This is a genomic window from Leptolyngbya iicbica LK, assembly GCF_004212215.1.
GTDB lineage: Bacteria > Cyanobacteriota > Cyanobacteriia > Phormidesmidales > Phormidesmidaceae > Halomicronema > Halomicronema iicbica.
In genome coordinates this window covers 1,668,752-1,695,513 of the sequence record NZ_QVFV01000001.1, presented here as the reverse complement: position 1 = coordinate 1,695,513, position 26,762 = coordinate 1,668,752, and the positions used below count along the sequence as shown (strand labels likewise).

Annotated in this window: 33 protein-coding genes; 15 read left to right on the top strand and 18 right to left on the bottom strand. The window is 52.7% G+C overall.

What is annotated here, in order from left to right; translation table 11 throughout:
- Positions 1-168: 168 nt before the first annotated feature.
- From DYY88_RS07125 to DYY88_RS24035, 4 genes are read right to left on the bottom strand one after another with little or no spacing between them, the layout of a single operon-like run.
- Positions 169-498, bottom strand: a complete 330-nt coding sequence (locus DYY88_RS07125; RefSeq protein WP_039726182.1) for a nucleotidyltransferase domain-containing protein — start codon at positions 496-498, stop codon at positions 169-171.
- 14 nt (positions 499-512) lie between these two features.
- Positions 513-791: a DUF2442 domain-containing protein gene (locus DYY88_RS07120; RefSeq protein ID WP_039726180.1), complete on the bottom strand. Its 279-nt coding sequence runs from the start codon at positions 789-791 to the stop codon at positions 513-515.
- Between the two features lie 3 nt (positions 792-794).
- A complete protein-coding gene (locus DYY88_RS07115; RefSeq protein WP_039726179.1) occupies positions 795-1,055 on the bottom strand; it encodes a DUF4160 domain-containing protein in 261 nt (86 codons plus the stop codon).
- 14 nt (positions 1,056-1,069) lie between these two features.
- A complete protein-coding gene (locus DYY88_RS24035) occupies positions 1,070-1,231 on the bottom strand; it encodes a hypothetical protein (RefSeq protein WP_160299527.1) in 162 nt (53 codons plus the stop codon).
- Between the two features lie 106 nt (positions 1,232-1,337).
- On the opposite strand from DYY88_RS24035, the gene DYY88_RS07110 reads away from it, so the two are divergent.
- Positions 1,338-1,544, top strand: coding sequence for a hypothetical protein (locus tag DYY88_RS07110; RefSeq protein ID WP_039726177.1), 207 nt, complete (start codon positions 1,338-1,340; stop codon positions 1,542-1,544).
- Positions 1,545-1,659: 115 nt separating this feature from the next.
- Positions 1,660-1,806, top strand: coding sequence for a type II toxin-antitoxin system RelE family toxin (locus DYY88_RS25035; protein WP_207223307.1), 147 nt, complete (start codon positions 1,660-1,662; stop codon positions 1,804-1,806).
- A 115-nt stretch (positions 1,807-1,921) separates the two neighbouring features.
- Here DYY88_RS25035 and DYY88_RS07100 read toward each other — a convergent pair whose 3' ends face one another.
- A complete protein-coding gene (locus DYY88_RS07100) occupies positions 1,922-2,275 on the bottom strand; it encodes a 2Fe-2S iron-sulfur cluster-binding protein (protein ID WP_039726175.1) in 354 nt (117 codons plus the stop codon).
- A 387-nt stretch (positions 2,276-2,662) separates the two neighbouring features.
- Between DYY88_RS07100 and cimA the strand changes: the two genes are divergently transcribed.
- Both cimA and DYY88_RS07090 read left to right on the top strand, forming a co-directional pair.
- Positions 2,663-4,360 carry a citramalate synthase gene (cimA, locus tag DYY88_RS07095; RefSeq protein WP_044151116.1) on the top strand — a complete coding sequence of 566 codons (1,698 nt, stop codon included), beginning with the start codon at positions 2,663-2,665 and terminating at the stop codon, positions 4,358-4,360.
- A gap of 112 nt (positions 4,361-4,472) precedes the next feature.
- Complete coding sequence (locus DYY88_RS07090; protein WP_039726174.1) at positions 4,473-4,733, top strand: hypothetical protein; 261 nt, start codon at positions 4,473-4,475, stop codon at positions 4,731-4,733.
- Between the two features lie 55 nt (positions 4,734-4,788).
- Here DYY88_RS07090 and DYY88_RS07085 read toward each other — a convergent pair whose 3' ends face one another.
- From DYY88_RS07085 to DYY88_RS07075, 3 genes are all read right to left on the bottom strand, one after another.
- Positions 4,789-5,073, bottom strand: coding sequence for a YkvA family protein (locus tag DYY88_RS07085; RefSeq protein WP_039726172.1), 285 nt, complete (start codon positions 5,071-5,073; stop codon positions 4,789-4,791).
- Positions 5,074-5,126: 53 nt separating this feature from the next.
- Positions 5,127-5,423, bottom strand: coding sequence for a cupin domain-containing protein (locus tag DYY88_RS07080; protein WP_039726171.1), 297 nt, complete (start codon positions 5,421-5,423; stop codon positions 5,127-5,129).
- Positions 5,424-5,490: 67 nt separating this feature from the next.
- The gene (locus DYY88_RS07075; protein ID WP_130199341.1) at positions 5,491-7,155 is read right to left on the bottom strand and encodes a S8 family serine peptidase; all 1,665 of its coding nucleotides are present in this window, start codon (positions 7,153-7,155) and stop codon (positions 5,491-5,493) included.
- A 441-nt stretch (positions 7,156-7,596) separates the two neighbouring features.
- Between DYY88_RS07075 and rpe the strand changes: the two genes are divergently transcribed.
- Positions 7,597-8,304 (top strand): ribulose-phosphate 3-epimerase, encoded by a 708-nt coding sequence (gene rpe / locus DYY88_RS07070; protein WP_039726168.1) that lies wholly within the window; start codon positions 7,597-7,599, stop codon positions 8,302-8,304.
- A gap of 462 nt (positions 8,305-8,766) precedes the next feature.
- Positions 8,767-8,943, top strand: coding sequence for a hypothetical protein (locus tag DYY88_RS24030; RefSeq protein ID WP_165390102.1), 177 nt, complete (start codon positions 8,767-8,769; stop codon positions 8,941-8,943).
- A gap of 187 nt (positions 8,944-9,130) precedes the next feature.
- Here DYY88_RS24030 and DYY88_RS07065 read toward each other — a convergent pair whose 3' ends face one another.
- On the bottom strand, positions 9,131-10,528 hold the full coding sequence (locus DYY88_RS07065) for an NCS2 family permease (protein WP_039726166.1): 1,398 nt from the start codon (positions 10,526-10,528) through the stop codon (positions 9,131-9,133).
- A 456-nt stretch (positions 10,529-10,984) separates the two neighbouring features.
- On the opposite strand from DYY88_RS07065, the gene DYY88_RS07060 reads away from it, so the two are divergent.
- Positions 10,985-12,019, top strand: coding sequence for a magnetosome magnetite crystal formation protein family (locus DYY88_RS07060; protein WP_052288317.1), 1,035 nt, complete (start codon positions 10,985-10,987; stop codon positions 12,017-12,019).
- Between the two features lie 164 nt (positions 12,020-12,183).
- Here DYY88_RS07060 and DYY88_RS07055 read toward each other — a convergent pair whose 3' ends face one another.
- Positions 12,184-12,543: a hypothetical protein gene (locus DYY88_RS07055; protein WP_039726165.1), complete on the bottom strand. Its 360-nt coding sequence runs from the start codon at positions 12,541-12,543 to the stop codon at positions 12,184-12,186.
- Between the two features lie 30 nt (positions 12,544-12,573).
- On the bottom strand, positions 12,574-12,897 hold the full coding sequence (locus DYY88_RS07050; RefSeq protein ID WP_039729626.1) for a TIGR03792 family protein: 324 nt from the start codon (positions 12,895-12,897) through the stop codon (positions 12,574-12,576).
- Between the two features lie 205 nt (positions 12,898-13,102).
- Between DYY88_RS07050 and DYY88_RS07045 the strand changes: the two genes are divergently transcribed.
- From DYY88_RS07045 to DYY88_RS07025, 5 genes are all read left to right on the top strand, one after another.
- Complete coding sequence (locus DYY88_RS07045; RefSeq protein WP_039726164.1) at positions 13,103-13,426, top strand: phasin family protein; 324 nt, start codon at positions 13,103-13,105, stop codon at positions 13,424-13,426.
- Between the two features lie 184 nt (positions 13,427-13,610).
- Positions 13,611-14,159 (top strand): FKBP-type peptidyl-prolyl cis-trans isomerase, encoded by a 549-nt coding sequence (locus DYY88_RS07040; protein WP_039726163.1) that lies wholly within the window; start codon positions 13,611-13,613, stop codon positions 14,157-14,159.
- Positions 14,160-14,555: 396 nt separating this feature from the next.
- Complete coding sequence (locus DYY88_RS07035; RefSeq protein WP_072041309.1) at positions 14,556-15,419, top strand: GIY-YIG nuclease family protein; 864 nt, start codon at positions 14,556-14,558, stop codon at positions 15,417-15,419.
- Positions 15,420-15,606: 187 nt separating this feature from the next.
- Complete coding sequence (locus tag DYY88_RS07030) at positions 15,607-16,188, top strand: AbiU2 domain-containing protein (protein ID WP_039726160.1); 582 nt, start codon at positions 15,607-15,609, stop codon at positions 16,186-16,188.
- Between the two features lie 235 nt (positions 16,189-16,423).
- On the top strand, positions 16,424-17,050 hold the full coding sequence (locus DYY88_RS07025) for a Uma2 family endonuclease (protein WP_039726159.1): 627 nt from the start codon (positions 16,424-16,426) through the stop codon (positions 17,048-17,050).
- A 126-nt stretch (positions 17,051-17,176) separates the two neighbouring features.
- On the opposite strand, the gene DYY88_RS07020 is transcribed toward DYY88_RS07025, so the two are convergent.
- Complete coding sequence (locus tag DYY88_RS07020; RefSeq protein WP_044151115.1) at positions 17,177-17,659, bottom strand: SRPBCC domain-containing protein; 483 nt, start codon at positions 17,657-17,659, stop codon at positions 17,177-17,179.
- Positions 17,660-17,911: 252 nt separating this feature from the next.
- Here DYY88_RS07020 and DYY88_RS07015 point away from each other — a divergent pair, with 252 nt between their 5' ends.
- The 3 genes from DYY88_RS07015 to DYY88_RS07005 all read left to right on the top strand — a co-directional run bounded on the left by DYY88_RS07015 (position 17,912) and on the right by DYY88_RS07005 (position 20,742).
- On the top strand, positions 17,912-19,303 hold the full coding sequence (locus DYY88_RS07015; RefSeq protein WP_039726158.1) for an NAD-dependent malic enzyme: 1,392 nt from the start codon (positions 17,912-17,914) through the stop codon (positions 19,301-19,303).
- Between the two features lie 46 nt (positions 19,304-19,349).
- Entirely contained in the window at positions 19,350-19,856 is a 507-nt protein-coding gene (locus DYY88_RS07010) for a flavin reductase family protein (protein ID WP_242517581.1), read from the top strand.
- 175 nt (positions 19,857-20,031) lie between these two features.
- Positions 20,032-20,742 (top strand): histidine phosphatase family protein, encoded by a 711-nt coding sequence (locus DYY88_RS07005; protein ID WP_084607015.1) that lies wholly within the window; start codon positions 20,032-20,034, stop codon positions 20,740-20,742.
- A gap of 88 nt (positions 20,743-20,830) precedes the next feature.
- On the opposite strand, the gene DYY88_RS24025 is transcribed toward DYY88_RS07005, so the two are convergent.
- From DYY88_RS24025 to DYY88_RS06980, 6 genes are all read right to left on the bottom strand, one after another.
- On the bottom strand, positions 20,831-20,998 hold the full coding sequence (locus tag DYY88_RS24025) for a hypothetical protein (protein WP_160299526.1): 168 nt from the start codon (positions 20,996-20,998) through the stop codon (positions 20,831-20,833).
- A gap of 89 nt (positions 20,999-21,087) precedes the next feature.
- On the bottom strand, positions 21,088-21,354 hold the full coding sequence (locus tag DYY88_RS07000; RefSeq protein ID WP_039726156.1) for a hypothetical protein: 267 nt from the start codon (positions 21,352-21,354) through the stop codon (positions 21,088-21,090).
- 80 nt (positions 21,355-21,434) lie between these two features.
- Complete coding sequence (locus tag DYY88_RS06995) at positions 21,435-23,906, bottom strand: ATP-binding protein (RefSeq protein WP_052288315.1); 2,472 nt, start codon at positions 23,904-23,906, stop codon at positions 21,435-21,437.
- 635 nt (positions 23,907-24,541) lie between these two features.
- Complete coding sequence (locus tag DYY88_RS06990) at positions 24,542-25,117, bottom strand: hypothetical protein (protein ID WP_052288314.1); 576 nt, start codon at positions 25,115-25,117, stop codon at positions 24,542-24,544.
- Positions 25,118-25,307: 190 nt separating this feature from the next.
- The gene (locus DYY88_RS06985; RefSeq protein ID WP_039726154.1) at positions 25,308-26,012 is read right to left on the bottom strand and encodes a cytochrome b/b6 domain-containing protein; all 705 of its coding nucleotides are present in this window, start codon (positions 26,010-26,012) and stop codon (positions 25,308-25,310) included.
- Between the two features lie 81 nt (positions 26,013-26,093).
- Entirely contained in the window at positions 26,094-26,720 is a 627-nt protein-coding gene (locus tag DYY88_RS06980; protein ID WP_039726152.1) for a TMEM165/GDT1 family protein, read from the bottom strand.
- Positions 26,721-26,762 lie beyond the last annotated feature (42 nt).

The following is a 26,762-nucleotide window of genomic DNA, read 5'->3' as shown; positions in this document are numbered from 1 at the left end:
CTTCTAGCTCACCGCCTCGCTCCTCGATTTGTCAAATCCCGACCACGGTTAGCTTGCAGCTTTCACCGCCATAGTTTTGTCCCTGTACTTTGGCAGACAGCATCATAGTTGGGCAACTGCTCGGCCTGTAGCTCTCGACCCGCAGTTCTAAAATCGCCCTCCGCTTTCTCAATCCATTCCTGGGTCAGCGGCTTCATAAAGCACTTTGCCCTCATCGACGATTTCTTTCATAAAAAAATCTCCCATCTCTAGCCGCTGACGCAGCAACTCAGGGGTGCGCACGAGTAAATCTAAGGGAAATTGAGGACGAACTTGAAACCGGATTTCAGCCGCTTGCCGAGGAGAATGGCCCTCAAACGGCATCACCACCAGCAAATCCACATCTGAGTCTGACGTCGGTTCACCATAGGCATAGGAACCAAACAAGATGATGCGCTCAGGGTGGAACTGCTCAGCAATTTGCTGGCTCAGCGCTTCAATTTGAGACATCTCGACCATGGCGGCCTCTCCATTCAAGACATCGTCTCGGCTGTCTCTAGTTTAGGCTCATCTGTATTCAGATAGGCGTACAACACGTCAGGATCAAGGTCAGCATTGTTGGGCCAGTAAACCGTTCCCAATTCGGGATGCACTTTGACTTGGCCAAAGAAATCAGGCTGTCGTAAAGGGGCAAAAATACCTGTAAAGTCAATTAACTTGGAAATCTGCAAATCGCCGCTAACGCCATCCTCAAAAACAAGATGCAGCGTATAATCGTCCTTCGGTTCAACCGCAACAATATCTTGCAACATGGTTTATTCCAGGGGAGAGATTTTGTTCAGCGGGGCTTGCTGTCGCGCTAAATCCCAGTTTCGCTGTAGCTCTGCCTGATGCTGGGCGGCCCACTCGATGACCAAGCCTAGCGTTCTCGGCTTAAGCTTGCCTTCAAGAACAGACAGCGTTTCGATTTCGATGATAGCTTTCTGCTTCCCATAACGCACATGAAAATGAGGCGGCGTGTGGTCGTTGTAGTACATGGCAATGATGATGCCAAAAAAGCGACTGACCTCTGGCAAAATTCGCTCCTTAGCTACTGCAATTGATCCATATTTTCGTAAAGAGCGGCGATATCGCAGGTGAAGTCGATACTGGTGAACTGCACGCGATCGCCCGCTCGAAAAATCTCCGGCACCCACAAGTTGTCCGCTTTGCGCTGAAACCGCTCCACCAGCACCTGCTTTTGATGCACCAACACGTATTCCTCCAGCTGGGGATTGGATCGATGGGGCGATCGCGTCCAAATCAGCGTAAATTACGATCACCTATGATTAGGGCATACCCTTCATCCAGATTGTCAAATGCAGCTAACGCTAGATGATGACCAGACTAAAGAGTTGCTGAAAGAAGTGCTGATCGAGATGTTGCAGCAACGGCGTGAAGTCTTTTACGAGTTGGTCTTAGAGGCATTAGAAGATGTGGGACTAGCCCAGGCCATTGAGGAAGGTGAAGAGACTGAATTCGTTGATGAAAGTGATATTCAGGCGATCCTTCGAGGCGAAGCGTGAGGGTTCGGTTTCGCAGCAGCTTTAAGAAAGACCTGAAGCGCATCAAGGACAAGACCCTGCTAGCGCAGGTGAGTGATGAGATCGAAAATGCAAAACCGCAGACAGTACTGCCGATATTCTTAACCTGCTTAAACTCAAGGGCTATCAAGCGTTTTACCGGATACGCATCGGGAATTATCGCATCGGGCTAAAAGTAACTGATCAGGAAGTCATTTTCGTACGCCTACTGCATCGTCGAGAAATCTACCGCTTCTTCCCATAATCACTCTCGGAGCGGTCGAGTTTCTAGGGTTGCTGACCTTCACAGATACCGCCGTGAGTACCGGGGAGTGATGTTGACAATCGGGACGATCGCTCGCCTCACAGATTCCAACCTTTTACCAATCGACCACGTTCCCTTCCGGTGTCCACTGCGGCTCTGCCCCTTGGCCCCAAAACTCGGTGTATTTGGTGACGCGCACATCGCCCAACACGCGGGTTTGACAGGCCAGCCGCAAATCGCGATCAGGATGATGGGGCGGCAACGAGCGGCGAGTGCGATCGCGCCAATTCACCGCCGACACTTCCCCTTCAATCTGCACGGCACAAGTCCCACAACTGCCCAGCCCGCGACAGTTAATCAGCTTGGACTGACCGTTATGCAACTCAACGCCGTTTTGCAGCAACACCGTTCTCAAAATTGCGCCCGCTTCGCAATCAAACGTTTTCCCCTGCGCCGTCACCTTGGGCATCTGACCTCCTCATTGCCGGGGTCGTGCCCAGCCTGAATTTGACTCGCTCTATTTTGCCAAACGGGGACCGCCACCGCTATGACCGGAGCATTGCCACTGCACTCACTTCCGTCTGTCAAGAACGCGAGTTCGATGTCCCCTCAGCCCGTTGTACAAACTTGATTGAAACAGCATGGCTCAAAAAAATCGGGCTTTGAAGCCTTTCTCCCCTTGGGAGAGAGGTTTGGAGAGAGGGTGAACAGCAACTGCACTCACTTCCGTCTGTCAAAAGAAAAATCTTACTGTTTAGCAATGTTGCCCTGTCACTGTGGGCCAGTCGATAGAATGAACTTTATGCCTGTTTTTCGGGCATACCCTGCTGTTTGCTGCCATTTTTGTGCGATCGCTATGTCTTCACCCGCCGCGTCTGCTGATCAACCCGCCGTTTGGATTTACGACACCACCCTGCGCGACGGAGCCCAGCGCGAAGGGCTCTCCCTCTCCATCGAAGACAAGCTGCGAATTGCCCACAAGCTGGATGCGTTGGGCATTCCCTTTATCGAAGGCGGCTGGCCAGGGGCGAACCCCAAAGACGTGCAGTTCTTTTGGCAATTAAAAGAGGAGCCGTTGCAGCAGGCGGAAGTTGTCGCGTTTTGTTCCACCCGGCGTCCCGGCAAAGCGGCAGACACCGACCCCATGTTGCAGGCGATTTTGGCGGCGGGCACCCACTGGGTCACCCTATTTGGCAAGTCTTGGGACTTACACGTCGTCGAAGGGTTGCAGACGACCCTAGAGGAAAATTTAGCCATGATTGGCGACACGATCGCCTTTTTGCGATCGCAGGGCCGCCGCGTCATTTACGATGCCGAGCACTGGTTTGACGGTTACAAAGCGAACCCAGACTATGCGCTGCAAACCCTCGGCAGTGCCCTCGCAGCAGGAGCCGAGTGGCTAGTTTTGTGCGACACCAACGGCGGCACCCTGCCCCACGAGGTCGGCCAAATTGTCGCGGACGTGCAGGCGTGGCTCCAGACTCAGACCCATCACAGCGAGGAGCGGGGGACGCCCCAACTGGGCATTCACACCCACAATGATGCCGATATGGCCGTGGCGAATGCGATCGCCGCCGTGCAGCAGGGAGCCACGATGGTTCAAGGTACTATCAACGGCTATGGTGAGCGCTGCGGCAATGCCAATCTCTGTTCCGTGATTCCCAATTTGCAGCTCAAGCTAGGTCAGCCCTGCCTGCCCCCCGAACGGTTGCAGTCATTGACGGAAACCAGTCGCTTTGTCAGCGAATTGGCGAACCTGGCCCCGGATGACCACGCCCCCTTTGTCGGCCTCTCCGCCTTTGCCCACAAGGGCGGCATCCACGTCAGCGCGGTTGAAAAGAATCCCAAAACCTACGAGCACATCGCGCCCGACGCGATCGGCAATCGTCGCCGCATTGTGGTCTCCGATCAATCGGGGCTGAGCAACATCCTGGCGAAGGCCCGCAACTTTGGCATCGAACTCCACAAACAAGATACGGCCTCGCGGCAACTACTCAATCGCTTGAAAGAGCTAGAGCACGAAGGCTACCAGTTTGAGGCGGCAGAAGCCAGCTTTGAGTTACTGATGCGCGAGGTACTCGGCCAGCGACCTAGCTTTTTTGAGCTGCGGGGCTTTCAAGTACACTGCGACAATCTGCCCTCAGAGGCCCACTGGAAAACGCGATCGCTGGCCACGGTCAAAGTCGCCATTAACGATCAGGAAATCCTCGAAGCGGCGGAAGGCAATGGCCCAGTCTCAGCGTTAGACCGCGCCCTACGCAAAGCTCTGGCCAACTTCTATCCCGCGATCGCCAACTTTCACCTCAGCGACTACAAAGTCCGCATTCTCGACGGGCGGGCGGGCACCGACGCCAAAACCCGTGTCCTGATCGAATCCAGCAACGGCCATCAGCGCTGGACGACGGTAGGCGTGTCAGGCAACATCATCGAAGCTTCCTATCAGGCCGTTGTGGAAGGGTTGGAATATGGCCTGATGCAGCAAGCCCATCCCCTCGCCAGTTGCGACATCCCATCTACTCAGTTAGGCGATAACCCTTCGACACCCGTCACATAACGACAGAAGAAACTGTTACAGGCTGTTAAGGCTCACAACCTCGATTAACCCCACTCGAAAGGCTAACAGTATGATTCCTGAGATGCGATCGCATAATTCAGGAGACTGCGCCATGAGCCAAACAGTCAAAATGCACATCCAATATATCGACGGCACTGCCCAACAGTTTGAGTGGGATGCGCAGCCCGAGGGCACCGAATCAGCCAATATCGTCAGTCACCTGCAAAAGATGCTGCACGAAGACAATGTGCTGCTCGACATGGGCGAAAAGCTCGTCATTCTGCAAAAACAAAACATCAAATCGATTGAAATCACCCCCGTGCCCACCAAGCTGCCCGGCACCACGATTCACGGGGTCAGGGGGGTGGAATAGGGAAACCGTCGCCTGTCGGTCAGTCAGTTTGGTCGCGATCGCTCACGAGCAGCCCTTAATCCACTTCCACGGCCTTAACGTCCACCGTTTCCGAGGCACCCTCGTCAGAGGGCTGCGACTCCGCCGTTTCCTCCTTCAAAAATTGCTGACTCAACCATTGAGTGGCCGCCGACGCCATCAGCATAATCAGCGCCACATCATCGATTTGCCCCACAAAAGGAATGATGTCTGGTGAGATATCGATGGGGCTAATGAGATATAGCAACGAGCCAAAAAAGACCCAAATCCCATACTGAGGGTGGGTGAGCAAGCGACGATAAGCCTGGATCAAATAGCGCATAGTCTCTTCACAATTTCTCAAATACAGCGGCAACCGCTACGGCTTAGCCGCCCTTACTCATCCCCAAAGGTGTAGTGCTTTTTCACCGCCGTGCGAATTTCCCAGGTACAAGACATCCCAGCTGGAAACCGCACCAAGTCACCGGCTCCCATCGAGACGGGACTGCCGCCCTCAGGCGTCACCACCACATCGCCCGCGAGCAAGTAGCACGTCTCCGACTCATCATACGTCCAGGGAAACGTGGAGGCTTCCTTCGTCCAGATCGGCCAATCGAACACGCCAAGTTCGGCGAGGCGATCGCGACTCGGCTGAGACTCAACCACAATATGGGTCGCTGGCGATACGGTCATGGTTGCAGTGTCCTTAACGACTTGTCATTCACCCTAACAAACTGGTGCGGCCCTCAAACGCAGGGGCCTAATCCACCTGCGAGGCAGGCACAGCCCACCAAGCCAAGGCGTAGTCTTGTGCCAGCTCATCGGGCACTTGCTGACGATACACCACCCGTAACTTATAAGTGCCTGTAGCAGGAATTTGCGTGAAAATATGCTCCACGCTATCGACCCGGCTCACCGATGACCACACGCTATCGGCCACATCCTCATCCTCTGCCCGCATGAGGTAGAGGTCGAGATTATTGATGCCGCGATCGGTAAACGACTCTTGCAAATCATACAGACCGTTGTTGTTGGCATCGTTCAACACCACCAACCGCTCCCAAGCTAGCGTTGCTGAGAGGTAACTCCCGCCCGCCAGCGGCTCCGCAAACACATAGTCCCGCTGTAAATTCGCTTGCTGAGTGCGGGGCAAATCGGGCGGCAACGGCGACTCCGCCGAGTCAAAGCTCCACCCAATGGCGGGCACCTGTTGGGCACCCGACCATTCGCCGCCTTGTAGCTGCTGTAAGGCCCGCGCCGCATTGAGATGGCCCGTGCCCAGTTCGGCATGCAGAGGGCGCGCTGGGTCACGATACGCATCTGATTCCAGCCAGGTGCGGTTGCCCTCGTCTAGCAGGGTGCGGGTCATGCCCAGCAGGCGTCCGTCACCGCTGTCCGCCAGCTTGTCCGCAGAATTCAGCAGCACCGCTTTCATCACCATGGGCTCGCGGGCATCCAGCGTCCAACCAACTTCTGGCAACCGGATCTGGCGATCGCTCCACTCTTGCAGCAGGGCAATCGTCGCCGTGACGTGGGGCGCCGCAAAACTCGTACCGCTCACCGTGCGCGAGTTGCCATCGGGGTTGATGACGGTGATTTGACTACCGGGAGCCACCAGATTAATGGAGCGGCGATCGCCCACATTACTCTCGGGGGCGGGCGATCGCCGGGGCTGAAAGTCCGGTTCACTGCCCAAATTGGCAAAATCAACCTTGCTAAACACCCCATCGACCTCACGGGAGTAGGCCACATTAATGCCATTGAAATTATCAGTGGGAATCGGAATGCCTCCACCTCCTTGATTCCCCGCAATGACATACAGCACATCATGGAGGCGCTGCGACCAGTCAATGCACTGGGTCAACAAAGCATTGCCATCCAACACCGCATCAGGGCGCGGATCCCGGCTGAGCGATTCGCCAAAGCTAAAGTTAATGGCTCGCACATCGCCACCGTTGCTCAGCGCCACTTGCTGAGAGGCAAAGCATTCCTCTGGCTGACCACTGCGTCCACGAATGGGGCCGATCGCCGCCGCATACAGCACTGCATTGGGGGCCACTCCGGTCAGCGTCTTATCCTGACTGACCATGACGCTAGCTACATTCGCCGCATGGCCATCCACATACTGATTCGGATTCGGCTGCTGATCTAAAAAGAACACTCGCCCCACTTTTACTGGCAGGTCCGGTCCCGCCACTTTATCCAAGCCAAACTGGCTCGGACGGCCAATTTCGACCTGACCAATGGCAATCTTGTCACCCGTTAAAAAGTAAGGCGCCCCATGCAACCTCAACGCATCAATGCCACCCGTTCCCACCGAGGTCGATAAGGCCCAAACCGGCATTCCTACACCCACTGCCCCCAGAGTCAACAAGCAACGACTCCGCCAGTCGCGCATCACTCTCGCCAGTTTTAATGCATTCATTCAGCGTTTCCACTCCCCAGCAGCGGCCAATGTTTCGAATCCGTTCTCTAAATCGGTCAAGTCATGAACTGAAGATATCTAAAAAGCAACCGCTTAACAGTCATGGAGATAACGTGGCCAGCAACGACCGCATTGGCACGCCACCGCTACGGCTCACCCTGCCTAAGCGCCTGCTCCTCAGCCGTATGACTCCGGCCCAACCTGCCTAAAATATTAGCAACTACAGCCTGTCATCACTTCGTAACAGCTGATCGCCCAATTTTAATGGTTCGAAATCGCAAACATCGCGACGGAACAGCGCCATGCGAAGGGAATGTGCGATCGCGAAAAGCGTCCACTACTGGGTTCACAACGACCGGATCACTGTAAGCACGCTGTTGAAAAGCTAAAGGTTTTGTTACGATAACTACTAACTAAAGCATTTAGGAGAAACCCTCAGCTATGGCTCAGACCCAGTCTCAAAAATCAGTTGTTGTTGCTCCATCTATTTTGTCGGCTGACTTTAGTCGATTGGGTGATGAGGTTCGTGCCATCGATGAAGCCGGTGCTGATTGGGTTCACATTGACGTGATGGATGGACGGTTTGTCCCCAACATCACCATCGGTCCTCTGATTGTGCAGGCATTACGTCCAGTCACCCAAAAAACCTTGGATGTGCATCTGATGATTGTGGAGCCTGAGAAGTACGTTGAAGACTTTGCTAAAGCCGGAGCTGACATCATCTCCGTACATGCCGAACATAACGCCTCTCCCCACCTGCACCGCACCTTGGGACAGATTCGTGAGTTGGGCAAACAAGCTGGGGTGGTGCTAAATCCTTCGACTCCCCTCACCTTGATTGAGCACGTCTTGGAACTATGCGACCTAGTGTTGATCATGAGCGTCAACCCCGGTTTCGGCGGTCAAAAGTTCATTCCTGAAATGATCACGAAAGTGCAAAATCTGCGCCAGATGTGCGATGAGCGCGGTCTCGATCCGTGGATTGAGGTAGATGGCGGTCTGAAGCCTGATAACGCTTGGCAGGTCATTGAGGCTGGTGCCAATGCGATCGTTTCTGGCTCCGGCGTCTTCAAAGCGGCAGACTACGCTGATGCGATCGCGGGCATCCGCAACAGCAAGCGGCCCACTCCTGAGTTGGCCGCCGTCTAGAGCCTCACAAACCCCTCAGCTCTCGATTGGTCTGTGCTTTGTAAAGGCTACAACAAGCTAAAAAGTTCAAGAATTTTGGCAGGGGGTGCGATCGCGCCTCCTGCTTTTTAATGTCGGCAGTTATACGGATAAATCGCCTCAAATCTGGCTTAATCAAAAACATGGATGGTAAATTCCGTATTTTTGCGATCCGCAGTTTTTCAAGGAACCGATAAGAACTTCAAGGACTTTGTCCTACAAGTCCACAATGAATACCGATGCATCAATAAATACACACAGACTAAAGTAAAACATAGGATGAGATAACCGTTCCGAGGTTGCTAGAGGCTAGTGTGAACGCCTAAAGAGCCTGTTGGCTGGCCTTGATTTATCGAGGATTTGCTGACGCTCAACCAGCCCACGGGAATGCTTTCTCTTCAACTATGTATTCCCATTAAATTAGGAATCAGGAGTGCCCTGAAGATGATGAACCTTGAGACTACAATCGAAAAGATTTTTACGACTCGCCGCATCACTCGTCATGATCAGCAACTGCTGATGTGTTTGTTTTCTCAAAACAGCTTGTCGCCTTCGGACAAAGACTTGTTGGACAGCGTATATGAAGCGCTACATCAAGGACGTTTACGGGTCGTGGATTAGCCTACCGGCCAAAATGGATATTGTCCGCGAGCGATCGCTGAGCGTTGCCATAACTTGACCAGGCTCAATCACCCACCGGGGCAACTGACCGCTGTACCATCAACCACTTTCTTGCCAGAGGGAGCACAGCTATCGTGTCCCCTCTGGCAATTTAGCGAATGCGATGGCATGCGTTGAACAGGGCGCGCTAGGCGATGCCTAAACCAAGTAAGACGAACCGCGCTACAAAAATTGCAGCCAATAGCCAAACCACCCAGTTCACCTCATGGGCCTTACCTTGGAACGCTTTGACCAAGGGATACATGATGAAGCCAACGGCCAAACCTTCAGCGATCGAGAAAGTGAGGGGCATTAGCAAAATTGTCAAAAAGCTGGGAATCGACTCGGCGGGATCTGACCAGCGGATACCGGTGATACTCCCCATCATCAAAACCCCCACAATGATCAAGGCGGGAGCAGTCGCATACCCAGGAATCGCCGAAATCAGCGGAATGAAAAAGATAGACAGAAAAAAGCAGCCCGCTGACACAACTGCCGCAAAGCCTGATCGCCCACCTTCCGAGATGCCCGCGGCCGATTCGATATAGCTAGTGACGGTGGACGTGCCCAGCAACGCCCCAGCAGTCGTCCCGATCGCATCAGCCATCAAAGCCTGATTCGCCCGGGGCAAGTTACCGTCTTCGTCGATGTAGCCGGCTTGGATACCGATACCCGAGAGGGTGCCGATGGTGTCAAACAAATCCACAAACAGAAAGACAAACAGCACCGCCAAAAAGTTGGCAATGCCTGCCGAGCCAATTTGCCCCAGGCCGACGAAGGCCTGTCCCAGCAGATCTTTCGGCCAGATGGGTAAGCCCACAATGCCCTGCGGTGCCGGCGTGATTTGTAAAATCCAGCCCAAAATTGCCGTGGCTAAAATGCCCCAGAGCAAACCACCTTTGACCCGGCGGGCGACAAAGGCCGACGTAATCACAATGCCAATCACCGCCATGAGCGTTTCGGGCTGGGCCAGATTGCCCAGAGTGGTGATGGTGGCTTCCGAGGCAACGATGATGCCCGCGCCGCCAAATTCTGGATCACCGGAGAGGGCGATATAGGCAATGAATAGGCCGATACCAGCAGCAACGGCACGTTTCAGACATTCGGGAATGGCGGTGATAATCGCCGCCCGCAAATTGGTCAGGGTGAGGCCAATGAAGATCAGTCCTTCGATAAAGACGGCCGCCAGGGCCACCCGCCAATCGATGCCCAATTCCAACACGACGGAATAGGCGAAGAAGGCATTTAATCCCATGCCGGGGGCGAGGGCAATGGGGTATTTGGCCACGATACCCATAATCAAGGTAGCGATCATCGCGGAGACGCCCGTGGCAACCACCAGCTCTCCAAAGAGATCACCGCTTTCTTGCAAAAAGATGGCGTTCGAAAGATACGCCGGATTCACCACGAGGATGTACCCCATGGTGATGAAGGTGGTAATGCCCGCAATGATTTCGGTGCGCAGATTGGTTTGCAATCCCTCGAAATCAAAAAACTGAGCGATCGCGCCGGGGGTTGGCGCGGGTTCTGGAGAAGAATTGGTCATGAGAAATCACTCATTCTAATGGCGACTTTTTCATCAGAGAATGAAAATCGCCCAAATTTTATTACAAGGTGAAACATCAAGACTGTTTGAACAAAACGGTTCGCAAAACTTCGCACGTGCTATGACTTTTCATTCTTTAGCCGAGTGCCGCCCACGATCGCCCCAAGTCTGAGATGAGCCAGAGATCGCAAGCGAGCACGACTCATCAAGTTCTTTGCATCACTCAATGCAGTTGCTAGCAAAAGATCTATGGGCGTTGCTGATTCAGTGAATGATGTTGTGGCGATATCCCTCGAAGGCTCGTCCACGATTTCGCCGAATCATCTACGCATTCAGTAACGCCGATCTATTGATGCATTTTGAAGATCTGTAAATCCTGGCAGTCGGCTAATCCCAGTTTTGAGCTGCCTCTGTCTCCTCCGGGCACGTTAGAACCAGTGGCCCACCCTGAACCTCATGAACCACTCTTCTCTCACGCTTTATCAAAATGGCTCGCTCGCGTTTAAGCAGGCACGTTATCCCGACGCGATCGCCAGTCTGGAACAGTTTTGCAAGGAAACAACGAACCGCCAATCCAAGCAGTTTTTTCAAGCGCAGATGTGGTTAATCCAGGCCTATTACCGCGATCATCGGGATCTGCACGCGATCGCCCTCTGTGAGCAACTCGCCAAAAGTGAGATTCCCCAGGTTCAGCAATGGGCGACCAACGCCTTGCAAAAGCTGATGACGACTGCGGAGGCGCATTCCGACTCCGCCCCTGTCGCGGGTGCCACCTCAGAACCACCGCCCCCATTGCCCGCCCCCGCCAACTCTACCCGTGGCCCCTCGTTAGACAACAAGACCGCTACGCCACCACCGCCGCTGCCCGCCGACCACAATCCCTTTGACGACATCACGGATACTCCGGCTGAGCCCCATGAGGCAACGCCCCCAGTTGATCAGTCCGGTACTGCGGGTGATGCCCGCTTTGTTTACGACGGCGCGAGCATTCCTCAACGTTCCAGGCCGTCATCCTCCTCAGCGACCCCAGTGCGCCATCAGTCTCGGACGACTCGCAAACCACAGCAAAAAGATTTCACTCAGCAGGTGATGTCAGCGATCGCCCATGGTTCCATCTCCATGCTCGCCAGCATTTTGCTGTACATCTTGTTCAGCGATTCCTTTGTTGCCAATGGTTTGGGCCTACTGCGCTTTGCCGCGCCGCTGATTATTTTTCTGACGACCCAAGACAAAGTGGTCAAAGACAATGCTCGCGAGGCGTTGAACTACACCATCACCTGCTTGATTTTGTTCATTCTGCTGATCTTTGGTGCCATCGCCTTGGCGCTGATCTTGGCACTGATACCGCCCATTGGCATTTTGTTGATTTTGGCGCTGGCCAGTTATCTCATCGTGCTGTCTTTTTATCCCGTCGTCGCCACTTTTGTTTGCATGACCCATGAGGATCGAGTGTTTACGTATCCCAGCTGGTTGATTTTGCATCTGCTGTGAGGGACGACTGCAGGAGATCTCCAAAAACAAAAAAACGGCTGCGGTGCATGACGCTGCGCTCATGTCACCCGACGACGAGGGGGAAATGCTTTGCCAGAGATCTCTAAAGGCAATAGCCGAGCCCAACAGAAGAATATCGTTGTGCGGCATCCTAAACCACAGCACTAAAACACGGTAATCAGCAAGCTGATTCCAAAAATCGCGAGCAGAATAATCCATACGCGGTAGCGATACCAGATGATGGCTAACGAAGGGGCTGGTTTGGGCGATCGCACTTGGCCTTTCTCTCGTTCGGCTTCAGCGGTGATGGATTGATAAAGGGTGCAGGTCTGGGCGTAAGGCCGCTGGGGAAAGGTGCAGGTATCGTCAGCATGATAGGCGCAGGTTTGACACAGCACCTCGTCTTTAGTGGCTTGATGCAGTTCAATGCTGGGATGGCCGTGAGCCTTGAGATGGAGACGGCAGCGACTACAGATCAAATCTGTCGCTTTTACCGGATTTTCGCAGCGTGGGCACAGTGGCATCGCAGTCCATCCCCAAAGTTCATTCGTATCCTAGCGTGCGGATTCCCGACTCACGGGAAACCGGCGCACCTGGTATTCCTTTGACGCGGCCATGGTGTAATCAAAGTTCAAGGCCTGATCAAAACGCTCAGTAATCGCAGTCAGTTCATCTTCTGGAATGGCCTTCCACTGCTCCCGCGTTTCCCAGCGAATCATGAAAATCACCAACTCTGGATCATCTGGAGCAATCCAGGTTTCCTTAGCGACAAAGCCGTCGTATTGCTGGAGAGCAGGCGTCCAGATTTCATCATCAATGCGAATATACGCCTCGCGATTTTCCGCCGGGACGCGGATTTCTAGCCACTCAATGACCATAATTTGATCCACATTTATCGGTGACGACAGGCCCATCGTTGGCCTGACCAAATTCCATATCACTGTACTGTTAGCGCGATCGCCTCAGCGTCCGACCTTCGCCAGAGATTCGGCTGGGTTCGGTTATGGAGATCGGGGCGATCGCGGTTCTTTGTCACAATAAAACGGTACCTTGAGGTACACTCAACCGACTTCTGGAGGCGACATGGATACCAACAACCTGCTCCGTCAAATCATGATGATTGGCATCGGCACGACTTCTCTCGTGGCCGAGCGATTACGTGAGGTGAGCGATGAGTGGGTCCGCGAAGGTCGCATCAATCCCGAGCAGGCCAGCCGCTTTGTGGATGACATCATGACTCAGTTTTCTGGTGAGTCTGCCAATTTTGATGAGCAGATTCAGCGGCAGTTGCGCAACGTGCTGCAAGACTTGGGCGTGCCTCAACAGCGAGAAATGGACGAACTGCGGGGCCGCCTAGATCGCCTGGAACGGCAAGTGCGCGACCTGGAAAATAAGATGTGGCGGTAAAACACCTTGGAATCAGCTAGCGAAAAGCGCGTCTGTAGTTGATTCAACTGTCAGTGACTCAAGTTGCCGCAGGCGTTCCCAGGCTTGACGCGATCGCTCATGGCCGAATGAAATGCCTTCGCGACGGGGGGCGAATCTCGGTAGACTGTTCAATGTTGCTATTTGTGATTGCGGGAGAGGCTTTGTGCGAGAGATTTTAATCAGCTTGGCAGTGCTAGCGACTTTTTGTGTGGTGCTGTTGGTAGCGCAATTTACCGGACCCAAGGGTGAGGCGATCGCGGCTAATGTGGGCGACACAGAAACCCCCATTGTGGCCGAAACGCAAATCGCCCAAGCCGCCGAAGATTTAACGGTCGAGGAAGAAACGACCCCTGACGAAACCGCTGAGGAAACTTTAGTGACGACTGATTCAGGCTTGCAGTACGAAGACATTGTGGAAGGCACCGGCGCGATGCCCCAAAAGGGTCAGCGAGTCACCGTTCACTACACGGGCACGCTGGAGGACGGAACCAAGTTTGATAGCTCCCGCGATCGCAACCGACCCTTCTCGTTCACCATTGGCGTGGGCCAAGTGATAAAAGGCTGGGATGAAGGCGTCATGAGTATGCGGGTCGGTGGTCAGCGCAAGCTGGTCATTCCCCCCGAATTGGGCTATGGTGCTCGCGGCGCTGGCGGCGTGATTCCCCCCAATGCCACGCTGCTGTTTGATGTCGAGCTACTTCGCATCGGCTAGAGCTGCGATCGCATAGAGGCATTCCTCACTTAAAAGTCCGCCGAAGAATCGGGGTAGCCCTCAAGCTATCCCGATTTTGTTTTTCCAGAGTCAGCGGGCGGAAGTTCCGGCAATATCCGTCCGCCTAATCACGCAAGATAAAATAGGTCACGAAGTCATTGAAAACCTTATGATGTATATGTTCTTATGACCTTACACACCTATCACATAAGGCAGACAATTTCCCTCTAATAAGTTGTTAGGTGGCTTCAATCCTCGACAAGGGCTCCTTGAAACTTGTCTGTAAGTTTTAAAGGTTGAATAATTTGAAGACCCGTTGCTGAATTCGTTCAATTGGGAAATATATTGATGTATCTCTAAGTTCTCCAGCACAGTTTATAAAAGAGGCTGCATTCAATGTCTGCGGGTTCTGTTTACATTCTGCAAAATCCTGTACTACCTGAGAACATGCTTAAGATCGGGAGAACAGAGCGGAATGTGCAGGAAAGGGCAAAAGAGTTGTTTACAACAGGATTGCCTGAACAATTTAATATTTGTTATGAAAGAGATGTCCCTGATTGTGTTTTAGCTGAGAAATTAATTCATCAAAAATTAAAGAAACATCGATATAAGGCTAATCGGGAATTTTTTGTGATACCCCTGCAAGAAGCAATATCGACTGTCGAAAAAGTTGTCTATGAAGAATTTGATAAAAATGCAGCCTCAATTCATGTAGGAATTCATAGGTTGGATGTAAATACTACATTCCGATGGACTTGCTATTCAAAAGGAATTATCCTCCTGTTTAGATATGAAAATTGGTTGGCTGATAAACCTAAACTAATTAATTTTTGGGGTTGCAAAGCTAGGGATCACATACTACTTACGACTAGAGCTGAAGATGATCCTTCAAGCTTAATTAAATTAGCAAATGATTCTTGCATTCCAGGCTCTCTCAGTGAAGTCATAACTACATATCCTGGCGATAGAGTTGTTATCATTGGTTCACCAAAGCTTACATCTAGCTCCGAACAACTATCTCTCTTTGAGCCTGAACTCTCAATAATTAGTATCATTGATTGTTGGCAGTACGGCAAAATGATTGGCTTCATGGAGGATATTGAAATACACCCTGATGGATTTCCAATTCCTTTCGGTAATTGCTTCGATGATAAACCTCCAGCAATAGTTCATGAAGCATTTCATAGAGTTATGAAGATGGGACAGCCAGACGTTTGTCCTGATCAAAATTACATTCAACAGCTTGATCTAGAATCTTAAGAGGATGTTTGATAAATCGCTCAGTCAGTAAAAAAGCTCACTCGCCATAAGCTGAAGATACGAACCATCAGCCCTTGANNNAGGCATTCATCTACCTCGCTATGATTCGGATTATGGTGCGACGCTTAGCCTAATTTGATACCTCGGATGAATTCTCAAACATCCTCTAAGGCGGAAGGCTGGGAAAATGACACAAAAAATAGACGAATTGCTTCAAGCTATTTCGGGAGAGCTTGGAGAACTACATCTAAAATGGCTCTTGTTTTCTCAATTATATGAAGATAAGGAAATAGTTGATTTACTAAATGAGTCTGCTCCCACTTTTTTTGGTGTTTGTCAGTCTGTATTCTTGAATGATATTACCTTGTCAATTAGCCGTTTAACTGACTCCTCAAAAACTGGTGACAAAGAAAATTTAACATTAGCGAGAATACTAGATAGTATTGACCCATCACTGGTTCAATTGAAAACAGAGTTGGTAGAAACGCTAGAAATCATAAAGAATAGCTGCGACTTTGCAAGAAAGCATAGGAACCGTCGGGTTGCTCATACAGATCTAAAAACTTATTTTCAAGATCATCCAGAACCATTATTGAGTATTACTAAAGAAAAGATTGAAGAAGCTTTGCTTGGTTTACGAACCTTTGTCAATAAAGTTGAACTACACTTTACGCAGAATGAAACAGGCTATGAGTATTTAGCGGTTGCAGAAGGAGCAAGTAGTCTTATTGGTTGTCTATATGATGCGAAAAGTTACCGAGATCAATAGCAGCCACCTAACACTGCGTTGGTGCGGACGGAACAAAAGTTATCGGTGGGATGCCAGATCTGCCTGCCGCCGCACAACTTCACCGTTATGTCGTAGAGTCACTGTGAGTGCCTAAATGAAATCTGATAGTCGGTCAATTTTTTGAGGCCAGAACAAATAAAGCTTGATTTCCCATATATCTTGCAAAAAAACGAATTTAGTAGACTGAAGATATTGACGAGGCTTTAATTGACTTATGGCTCTTGCGATCGACCACTCAGCACCACAAAAGCCACTCAGCTTTGACGAGTTCCTTGCTCAGTATGGTGGCGATAACCGCTATGAACTCATTGATGGAGAGGTGTTCGAATTGGAACCAACAGGTCAGCATGAAGAAGTTGCCGCCTTGATCACGACAAAAATCTGTGTCCAAATTGAGGCAGCAGGCTTACCTTGGTTTGTCCTCCAACGCGGACTGTTACGTCCTGCTAATGCTGGCATGACCGCGTTTCGACCTGATGTTGCAGTGATAGATCGCAACGAGTTGGTCAAAGAGCCGTTGTGGTCTGAGCAATCGATTTTAACGCTAGGCAGTTCCATTAAATTCGTGGCGGAAGTTGTGAGCAGCAACTGGCAAAATGACTATGCTCGTAAGGTCGAAGACTATGCAGCTCTGGGGATTCCAGAATATTGGATTGCTGACTATGCAGGGTTAGGCGGCACTAGACATATCGGCAAGCCCAAACTGCCCACTCTATCCATCTGTACGCTAGTGGATGGCGAATATGAAATTCAGCAGTTTAGGGGAAGTGAGATCGCCATTTCGCCAACCTTTACAGAGTTACAACTAACGGCTGAAAAAGTTTTAAGCGCTAATGGATAGGCTCGTAGATAACTCGAAAACGTGACTCGTATTTTGTCAAAATTGGCGAGATGGTAGATAGTTGCCTGACTACCAAGCATCAGGATTTGTCTGCGGACAGGCATTTTTGAGCTTCGTCAGCAGACCTTATAAGCCGTAGCGCCGATCGCGCTTTTCCCGTTGATATTGCCGATATTCACGATGTTCAACATACCGTTTGAGTTGCCGGGCCATGCGCTTCATACCCTGCTTTTCATCCTGCCGAATGAACGGCAAAAACACCGTTGAGAGGATGCCTTTGAACCGCTGTTGATGGGTGTAGAGGGTGCGGGTGGGGCTGAGATCTTGGAGCTCAAACGCAGATTCGCTTTTGAAACCAGGCATTTTGGCAATCCAGCGCAGACAGTTGTAAGGCTGCACCAGCGTAATCAGCGGCTCAAAATCGGTAAATTCGTCATCTTCTAACCGACGCACTGAGAGAAACACTGCCTGCCCTTGGCGCAGGCTGAGGGCCGGGTCAGCATCAAACAAAAAGGTATTCCACCGTCGCCATTCATCCTTGCGCATGAGTGCGTCCCACACCACCGCCCGAGGCGCATTAATTTCAATTTGGGTTCGCAGGGTGGGCATTGCGCACGGTCAGGTAGATGGGTAATTAGGTGGATAAGAACAACGCCGAAGCGGCGGCCGAGAACCGAAAATTTGAATGCGATCATTTGTTGAACGCTGTCTTCAAACTTCACGTCAGGGTTCTTCGACTTTCGGCCATGAGGGCTGTTCTCTCGCCTCCAAATCGGCATACCATTTTCTTACAGTCTGCCCAAAGTGACGGACTTTTGCAGCGACGATTAACGTTTTGACGGCTTCACCACAGGAAAGTTCATGGTTCAACTCACGCCCAACTCTAGCTACGGTCTGACGCTCCGCCTCAAGCTGCCGAATCAGACGGGCAGGTTGGCCCAGCTGACGCAGGCGATCGCCGATGCCGGGGGCAATTTAGAAGACGTGCGGCTGTTAGAAAGAAACCGGCAGTGGGTGACCCGCGAGATTACGGTGGATGCGTCGAGTAGTGAACATGCGGAAGAAATTATTGCTGCCGTCAAACAGGTGGATCAGGTGGTGCTGCTGAAAGCCGAGGATCGCACCTTTCGGCTGCACGAAGGGGGCAAGATTGAGGTGACCAGTCGCATCGCTGTCCGCAATCAGGATGATTTGGCCATGGCCTATACGCCGGGGGTGGGCCGGGTGTGCAAGGCGATCGCCGCTGATCCCGAGCGCGTCTACGACCTAACGGTGAAGCAAAACATGGTGGCGATCGTCACCGATGGCAGTGCCGTCTTGGGACTGGGTAATTTAGGACCGGAGGGCGCGCTGCCCGTGATGGAGGGCAAAGCGCTGCTGTTCAAAGAGTTTGCGGGCATTGATGCGTTTCCCGTTTGCTTGGCGACGCAAGACACGGACGAAATCGTGGAGACGGTCAAGCGCATCGTCCCCGTATTTGGCGGCGTGAACCTGGAAGATATCAGCGCCCCCCGCTGTTTTGAAATTGAGGCGCGGCTCAAAGCCGAGACGGATATTCCCATTTTTCACGACGATCAGCACGGCACCGCGATCGTCGTTCTGGCAGCGCTGACCAATGCCCTGAAATTAGTGGGCAAATCCTTTGGCGACATTCGCATTGTGATCAACGGGGCCGGAGCGGCGGGGGTGGCGATCGCCCTCCTCCTGCAAAAAGCCGGAGCCCAAAACATTCTCCTGTGCGATCGCCAGGGCATTCTCTCCCGCGATCGCACCGACCTCAATCCTCAAAAGCAAGCGTTTGCCGTCGAGGAGTCGGGCCAGCTGGCTGACGCCATGAAAAATGCCGATGTCTTCTTAGGGGTCAGCGCACCGGGGGTGGTCTCGGTGGACATGGTGAAGTCGATGGCCGCAGATCCCATCGTGTTTGCCATGGCGAACCCGATTCCCGAAATTCAGCCGGAGTTGGTATCGGGCTTGGTGGCCGTGATGGCCACGGGTCGCAGCGACTATCCCAACCAGATCAATAATGTGTTGGCGTTTCCTGGCGTCTTTCGCGGCGCGTTGGACTGTCGCGCTAAGGCCATGACCACCGGCATGTTTTTAGAAGCCGCTCACGCGATCGCCGCCCTGGTCACGCCGGATGACCTAGATGCCGAACACATCATTCCTTCCGTGTTCGATCCCCGCGTTTCGCAGGCGGTGGCCTCGGCGGTGCAGCAAGCCGCGCGAGAAGAAGGGGTGGCCCGCGTGTGATCTGACTGCCGTGGGATTCGAGGGCGATCGCCGCCCAGTAAGATAGGTGAGACAGTTAGGAGAAATCGGCATGTTGGACGAACAGGCTAAAAAAACGCTGCTACGCAAAATCCCCCACGGACTCTACATTTGCGGCGTGCGCAATGGTGAAGACATGAACGGCTTTACCGCGAGCTGGGTCATGCAGGCTTCCTTTCAGCCGCCGCTGGTGGTGAACTGCGTGAAGAACGATTCGGGCTCTCACGAAATGGTGAAGCAAAGCGGCGTGTTTGCTCTCAGCTTTTTAGAAGCAGGCCAAAAGGATATGGCGCAAAACTTTTTTAAGCCCCAGCGCCGGGTGGGCAATAAATTTGAAGACATCGAATTTTACGAAGCGCCGGAAACTGGCTGCCCTGTCATTAAAGACACCCTGGGCTATGTGGAATGCCGAGTGGTGGGCACCGTTGAACACGGCGACCACACTGTCTTTGTGGGCGAAGTCGTGGGTGCTGCTGTTCACCGTGAGGGCGATCCGCTCTTGCTCGAAAGCACCGGCTGGAACTACGGCGGCTAAGCCTGAGTGAGCGGGGCAAAAGTGTGCCTCCTCCCCTGCGCCGCGCTTCAGTTGTCGACGCAGCCATGATCAGCAACTGAAGCGTGGGGCAACGGTCTGAGCACTTTACACCCCAGCGATCGCGGCACCAGGCCTGGATTGATCAGAATTCGCTGCTTTTACTCGATTGCCAACGATGCTTGTTAATCGCCAACGTCTCGTTACTGCCAGCTTGCTGCTATTCGCGTTAGCGGGTTGTGGCCCCCGTTCAGAACCTGCGGCTGCACCGCCAGATACCCCGACCTCCTCGACAGCGACACCAACGGCTCCAGCGTCCGAGGCTCCCGCCGAGTCAAGCACTGACTCCACCAGCTCAGCAATCCCTGAAGCACAAGTCGTCGAGGGCGATATTTGGTCACGGTTGCGACAGGCCGACACCCACTATTACGTGTTGATGCGTCACGCGATCGCCCCTGGTACGGGGGATCCGGCTAATTTTCAAGTCGATGACTGTGCCACCCAGCGCAACCTTTCCGAAGAAGGGCGGGAACAGGCTCGCCGCACGGGTGCCGCGTTTCGAGAACAAAATGTGGCGGTGCAGCAGGTGCTCTCTAGTGAATGGTGTCGCTGTCTGGACACCGCAGAACTCTTGGATCTTGGCCCCGTCGAACGCTTTCCTATCCTCAATTCATTCTTTCAAGACCGATCGCAGGGGCCGCCCCAAACCCAGCAGCTCCAAGAATTTATGGTGGCGAACCGTGATGAGGCCGGGGTGACGGTGCTGGTAACCCACTTTGTCAATATTTCTGCGATCGCGGGCAGCGGCGTCTCCTCCGGAGAACTGGTCGTGATGCAAGTGAACGATGACAACGAGCCGGAAGTCGTGGAAGCGATCGGGCCGTTTTAGTGAAGGGCGATCGCGAATCTTTGGACCCGATACCGAACCTTGCAAGTTCAGCTAATACCACAGCCCATCTATCAATTACTCACCCGAGTTAAGGCTCTGAATCTTGCAGCATTGGCACCCCGCGAGGGGCAGACGAAGCCTCTTTGAGTTGATATTGACTCCATCCGACATACCCCAAGAGCAACATGACCCCAATCAACGCCGCAATCTGTAAACCTTGTTCGACGCGAATAAACCCCCGCAGTAACTGACTCATTCGATTTCATTCCATCCAGAAATCACGCCTCCACGATAGCTCAATCAACTCGCTCAAAGAGCTCCCAGCCCATCGCCCGGCAACCGATATCAATCTTGCGTACGCTCGACCATCACACTGCCCGTCGCCGGGTCAAAGACCCGCAACAGATACTGATGTCCGCTGCCCCGCAAATAATAGTCAGCCCCCGGCGGCAGCCCCCACCAAGCCGGTGGCGAAAACTTGCTCTCTAACGGCTGCTGAACCGCTTGCAAGTCATAGCGCTGAGCGATCGCGCTGAGCTGATCGGGGCTGATATAGCAGTCCGCAGTAAGGTACCAACAGGCAAGGGGCTTAAGCCCCTTGTTCCGCAGCATGGGGATGTACGGAGCTATCTATGCGGCGCGATATCTCAGGCAGGCGTCATGATCTGACAGGCGAGCGATCGCCCTTGGCCTTATGGTGACTGGCGACCAGCGAGCAGCTTTCTGATGACACGCTCTAATTGCCTGAGTTGAATCGGTTTACTCAAATACTCATCGGCCCCAATCCCCAAGCAACGCTCTTGATCACCCGCCATTGCCAACGCCGTCAAGGCAATGATGGGAACTTCACGCAAACTGGGCTGCTGACGAATTTCTTCGATCGCTGTGAGGCCATCCATCACCGGCATTTGAATATCCATCACAATCACATCCGGATGGTGAAATAGAGCCAGATCAATCGCCTCTTGGCCATTATCCGTGCAGAGCAAGCAATAGCCTTTGGCCGTCAAATAGCTAGAGAGAGTCGCCACGTTCGCGGCATTATCTTCGGCCAACAAAATTAAGGTCGATGGGGCCGTGGTTAGTGTGATCTCATGAGGATGAGTCAACTCGGAGTCCTGCGCCCTGAATGAATCTGCAGCTAGCCGATCGATCACCACATCCGGTTGATAGGGCAGATCCATCGTGAAACAACTCCCCTTTTCTAGCTCGCTGGTCACCCCAATTTGCCCGCCATGTAGCCCGACAATTTTTTGGACTAAAGCCAGGCCCAGGCCAGTGCCTTCATATTTGCGATTGAGGGCGCTATCCACTTGCACAAAGGGTTGAAATAGTTTTGAGATGTTTTCAGGGGCAATGCCAATACCCGTATCGGCGATCGCAATCCGTAGATGAGTCGGGCGAGAGGCATCCGCATCAGTTAGGGCCACCATTGCCGCGCGCAGGGTCACGGTGCCCCCTTCCGGCGTGAACTTCACGGCATTGGTCAATAAATTGAGCAATGCCTGCCGGATCCGAATCTCATCCACGCAAATGTCCGGCAAATCAGGCGGAATATCAGTTTGCAGCCGTATGCTTTTCTTGAGAGCTTGCGGTTTCACAAAGGTCAGGCTGGAGAGACACAGGTGTTGTACAGAGACGTCGCTATATTCCAGGGTGATGCTACCTGACTCAATTTTGGCCACATCAAGGATGTCATTAATCAGCGCTAACAGGTGATCAGCACTCTTTTCTACGGTGCCGAGAGCTTTGAGCTGCTGCTCATTGACATCACCAAAAATTTCCTCCTGGAGTCCTTCCGTCATCCCTAAAATGGCATTCAGCGGCGTGCGGAGCTCATGGCTCATGTTGGCGAGAAACTCATCTTTTAACCGGGTCGCTTGGGCCAACTCTTGATTGGCCTCATTGAGATCTTTGGCCTGTTGCCGCATGATTTGAAACGCTTGCGACAACTGCTCAAACTCTCGAGACCCTTCACTCGTGATGGGAAAATCCCAGTTCCCCTGAGTGAGGGCATGGGCTTCGTGGCAAAGGCGCGTGATGGGAGACAGCAACCCCCGATACAGCAGCCACCCAAACCCAATACTGGCAACGCCAGCAAAGCCAAAGAGAATAATCGTGATCTTAAAACTCTCTTTCACCTGTTGCGTAAACTCGGCCTCTGGCACTACCAGGACCATCACCCAATCCAGTCCCTGGTCATCTTGCAGACGATTTACCTGAAAATAGTGAGCCGTTTGGTTGAGCCGCAACCGGTGATGACCGAGCGGGAGAGTCTCAGGGTTGAGCGCTTGCAATTGTTGGCTACTATGCCGGATCAGCTCATCTTGGCTTTCGACGGCTGGAATGCGCTGTACCTCATTTGTCTCTGAGATATCAAAGGTTGGAGCATCGGTGGAACTGGCAATCAGATCACCGCTCCGTTCCATCAAATAAACCGTGGTCGCCGTCTCGTAATCAACCGAGGTGAGGGTTTGTAAAAACTGGTTGAGATTTTCGAGCGATAAGTCACTGGCTAAAATCCCCAGCAATCGTCCCTCAGGGGTAAACACGGGCAAACTAGCCGAAATGCCGAGGGTCTGCCGACTGCTAAACAAATAGATGGGACTCCACACGGCCTGGCGCTCACGCCGAGCCGCTTGATACCAAGGGCGAGTCCGAGCGTCATAAGTTTGCATGTTGATGGCGGGCAAACGAGCGCCCTGGGCATCGGCACGGTAGGTGTAATACGGACCGGCCTCAAACGGTTGATTTTGACGAATGATCCATTGACCGGGCACCTGTTGACCCGCCAGCACGGTACCGCCAGTAGCATTGGCAAAATAAATGAAATCTAGTTCTTGAAAGCCATAACTCTGACTTAAAAAATGCCGCGCCATTTGGTCTGGATCCGTCCAGTTGAGTTCCTGGCTCAGGATGGCGACTCGATTACTTTCATTGATGCGATTGGGCAGAGTTAAGCGGCGTTCAATTTCTTGCTGAGCGTGATCGCCCATATCTTCCATCAAGCGTTGGGCTAAATCATCGATCGCTTTCTGACTGGTGCGCAGGGAGTAATAGCCAATAAAAGCAATGGTGAGAATAGTTTGAACCAGGAAGGGAACAGTGATCACCCACAAGAGGGAAAACCGAGTGAGGCGGCGATGAAAGGGAAAAGCGAACATAGACCACCTGGCGGTGAAGGAGAAGAGTCTGAGTGTCTGATAGCCGCCGAAGAGCACTAGAAAGGGAGATGACAGCATTGATTGGTGACTTAACAAACCAGGCTAGAGATGCAATGCAATCGCCAAAATTGCATATCGATTTGGCCCTGTCACCATCGTCACTGGCTGAGCTCACTACTGTCACACCGTGACTCTTCAGGTTTGCGATCGCTCAGCGGGCGGGCTTGATGATCAACATCGCTGATTAGCAGCCGCTAATTTAGCTTGCCCAAATGGCAATCTGCTCTTTAACTTCTGGCCGGACTAATTTGGCCTGCTCGCCAAGCCAGCGTATGAAGTCACGCCAAGCGCATTTCATGACTTTAGGAATGAGGATTAAATAACATCCAAATTGTTTGGGGCAGGCATCTTGCCTGCCTTGGGACAGCTGAGACGGCTATCCTAACTTATTAAAGTCTCATGCCTTAGGCTCTACGGCCTCCCACGGCGATCGCGCCACTCCGTCAATCACAGCAAGCATCTTAAAAAGCAAGTAACGTGGCACTCTGATTAGCTGACAGAGTGCCACGTTACTCAATGATTTGCTCACGATTGACCGCATTTCCCTTCTCAGAACCAAAATGCGTAGCGTCGGTTTAAAACTCCGAGATATAAATGTCGTAGGGGTAAGCTCCGCCGTCAAAATCACCGATCCACAGGAAATACGTACCCGCTGGCCACTCCCCTGCAAACTCTGGCAGCAGCGTACCGTTGGAATCATCCACACAGATCGTTTCACCCGTCTCGATATCTTCCATAAACAAGGTGACATCACCGGGTGACTCGACCGACACGCGCAGATAGTCAAAATAATCATTCACATACAGCACATGATCTGGACTATCGGCAGTGTCAATAAAACCACAGCCATCAACCTCATCAGGCCCCCCTGAGACACCGCTGCCCACTAGGGGATCAGGCGTAAACCCTGGGGAAATTTCAAAGGTTTCATACTGGGCATGAGCAGCGGTCATCACCCCCAAGCTCACACTAGTCGTTAACAAGGCCGTTGCGGCAGTCTTCAAAGCATTCATGGATTTATCCTGCAACAAATATTGATTCAGAGCGGGGGCGTGGTACGTCTGAGATGCCGTTGGCGGGGTGCTGGCAAAACCAAAGACCTCCAGGATGGGGGGACATCCGGTCAGGTCGGCACCACTGGAAACCGGCATCGATACTGACTCAATTTGCCCTGGTACAGCGGCTCAACCAGAGTGGTTGGTCAAATTTGTGTCAATTCTTCACCTAACCACAGCTACATTTCTACCCAGTTTTTGGATTCCTGCTGATCGGCGGGCGGCGATCGCCCGCCATCCATATTTCATGCGCCCAATGATGGGCTAGCGGCAAATTGATTGAGTTTTATTTGAATAAGGGCAGCACCCAAGCGACCATCAAGCTGCCTAAAATAGCCATCTCCATTATCCCGATCGCCGTTTTAGTCGACAGCCAGTGTCGCCAAGCCCCCTGACGAAAAGCGACCCAAGTTTGGGTGATATGAGCCGGCCACAGCTGAGGACTATCTTTTTCTCGATATTGCCAGGTCAGCATTGACAGCAGGAGCGGGGTACCGCCAACCTTGGCAGTGAGCAAGAGGTGGAGCGCGATCGCCCCCACCATGACGACCCACGAAATCAGATGAGCGTAATACCAAGCATGGTTCAGCTCACCGCGTGGCAGCCAGGTTTCGTCCATCATTTTGCCGCTGTAGAGGGCAAAGGTGAGGGCGAGCAGAGCCAGCGTATTGGCCAAACGATTGAGGGTATACCACCAGATGGGCTTGCCGACAGCCGCGAGTTGTTGCCATGACTGGGGTTGCCAGAGGCGGCGGCGACCTTGACGACAGGCGTAAACGAGAAAGGCGGGAAAGATGAGCAACGTCCACAGCCCAAAGGTGCCGTGCAGCCCCTCAATGGCTTGGTAGTCGGGCAACGGAATGCGCCCCCAGCGACCGTCGTAGACCTCGTAAGTCCAATAGGCGGTCACAATGGCGGCCATCAAACATAGGCCCGTGAGGCCATGCAAAACGCGGAGCAGTAAAGGTTGGTAAGGATGAGACGGTTTCATTGATCGTTGTTGAGTGGTAATGAGGGTAGAACGTAACCTGGGCGTCAGATTGAATGTGATGACTAGTAACGACCCACCGAGTTACGCCCCGCCGTTAAAGGCAGCCAGTATTCCAAACCCAATGAATAAGATTCCCCCCAGCGCGGTCAGTAACCGCTCAGAGATACGCCCAGCGATGAGTTTGCCGCAGGTGACCGCGATCGCAGCACAAATGGCATGGCCCAAAATTGCCCCAACAAGCACGCCATAGGGATTATTCGCCGACGCCAGCGTAATCGTGGCTAACTGCGTGCGATCGCCCCACTCCGCCACAAAGGTGAGCGTAAACGCCTCCACCAAAACCGCCCGAATCGACCAACTGGTGATGCCTTTTTCCCGCTGTTGTACGGCTTCTAAAGCCTCTTCACACTCATCATCTAGCGACTCTTGGCCCGACATTTGGCTGGCATCGTAGAGCAGCTTGAGACCAAAGCCGAAGAAGAGAGCGATCGCCACCCACTGCACATAATGCTGCGGAAACAGGGTCGCAATTTGCCCAATCCAGACGGACAACAGCGTCATGACGGCAAGCGCTGAGGTCACTCCCACAAACACCCAGCGACGGGGATGACGCATCGCTAAAATTGCGCCGATAAAGAACGTTTTATCGCCTAGCTCTGACAGCGTGATTAACAACAATCCGGCAGTAAAGCCTTCTAAAAAAGTCATGCTCTCCTCTCAAGTAATGCAGCGATCGAGCAGGCATGACGG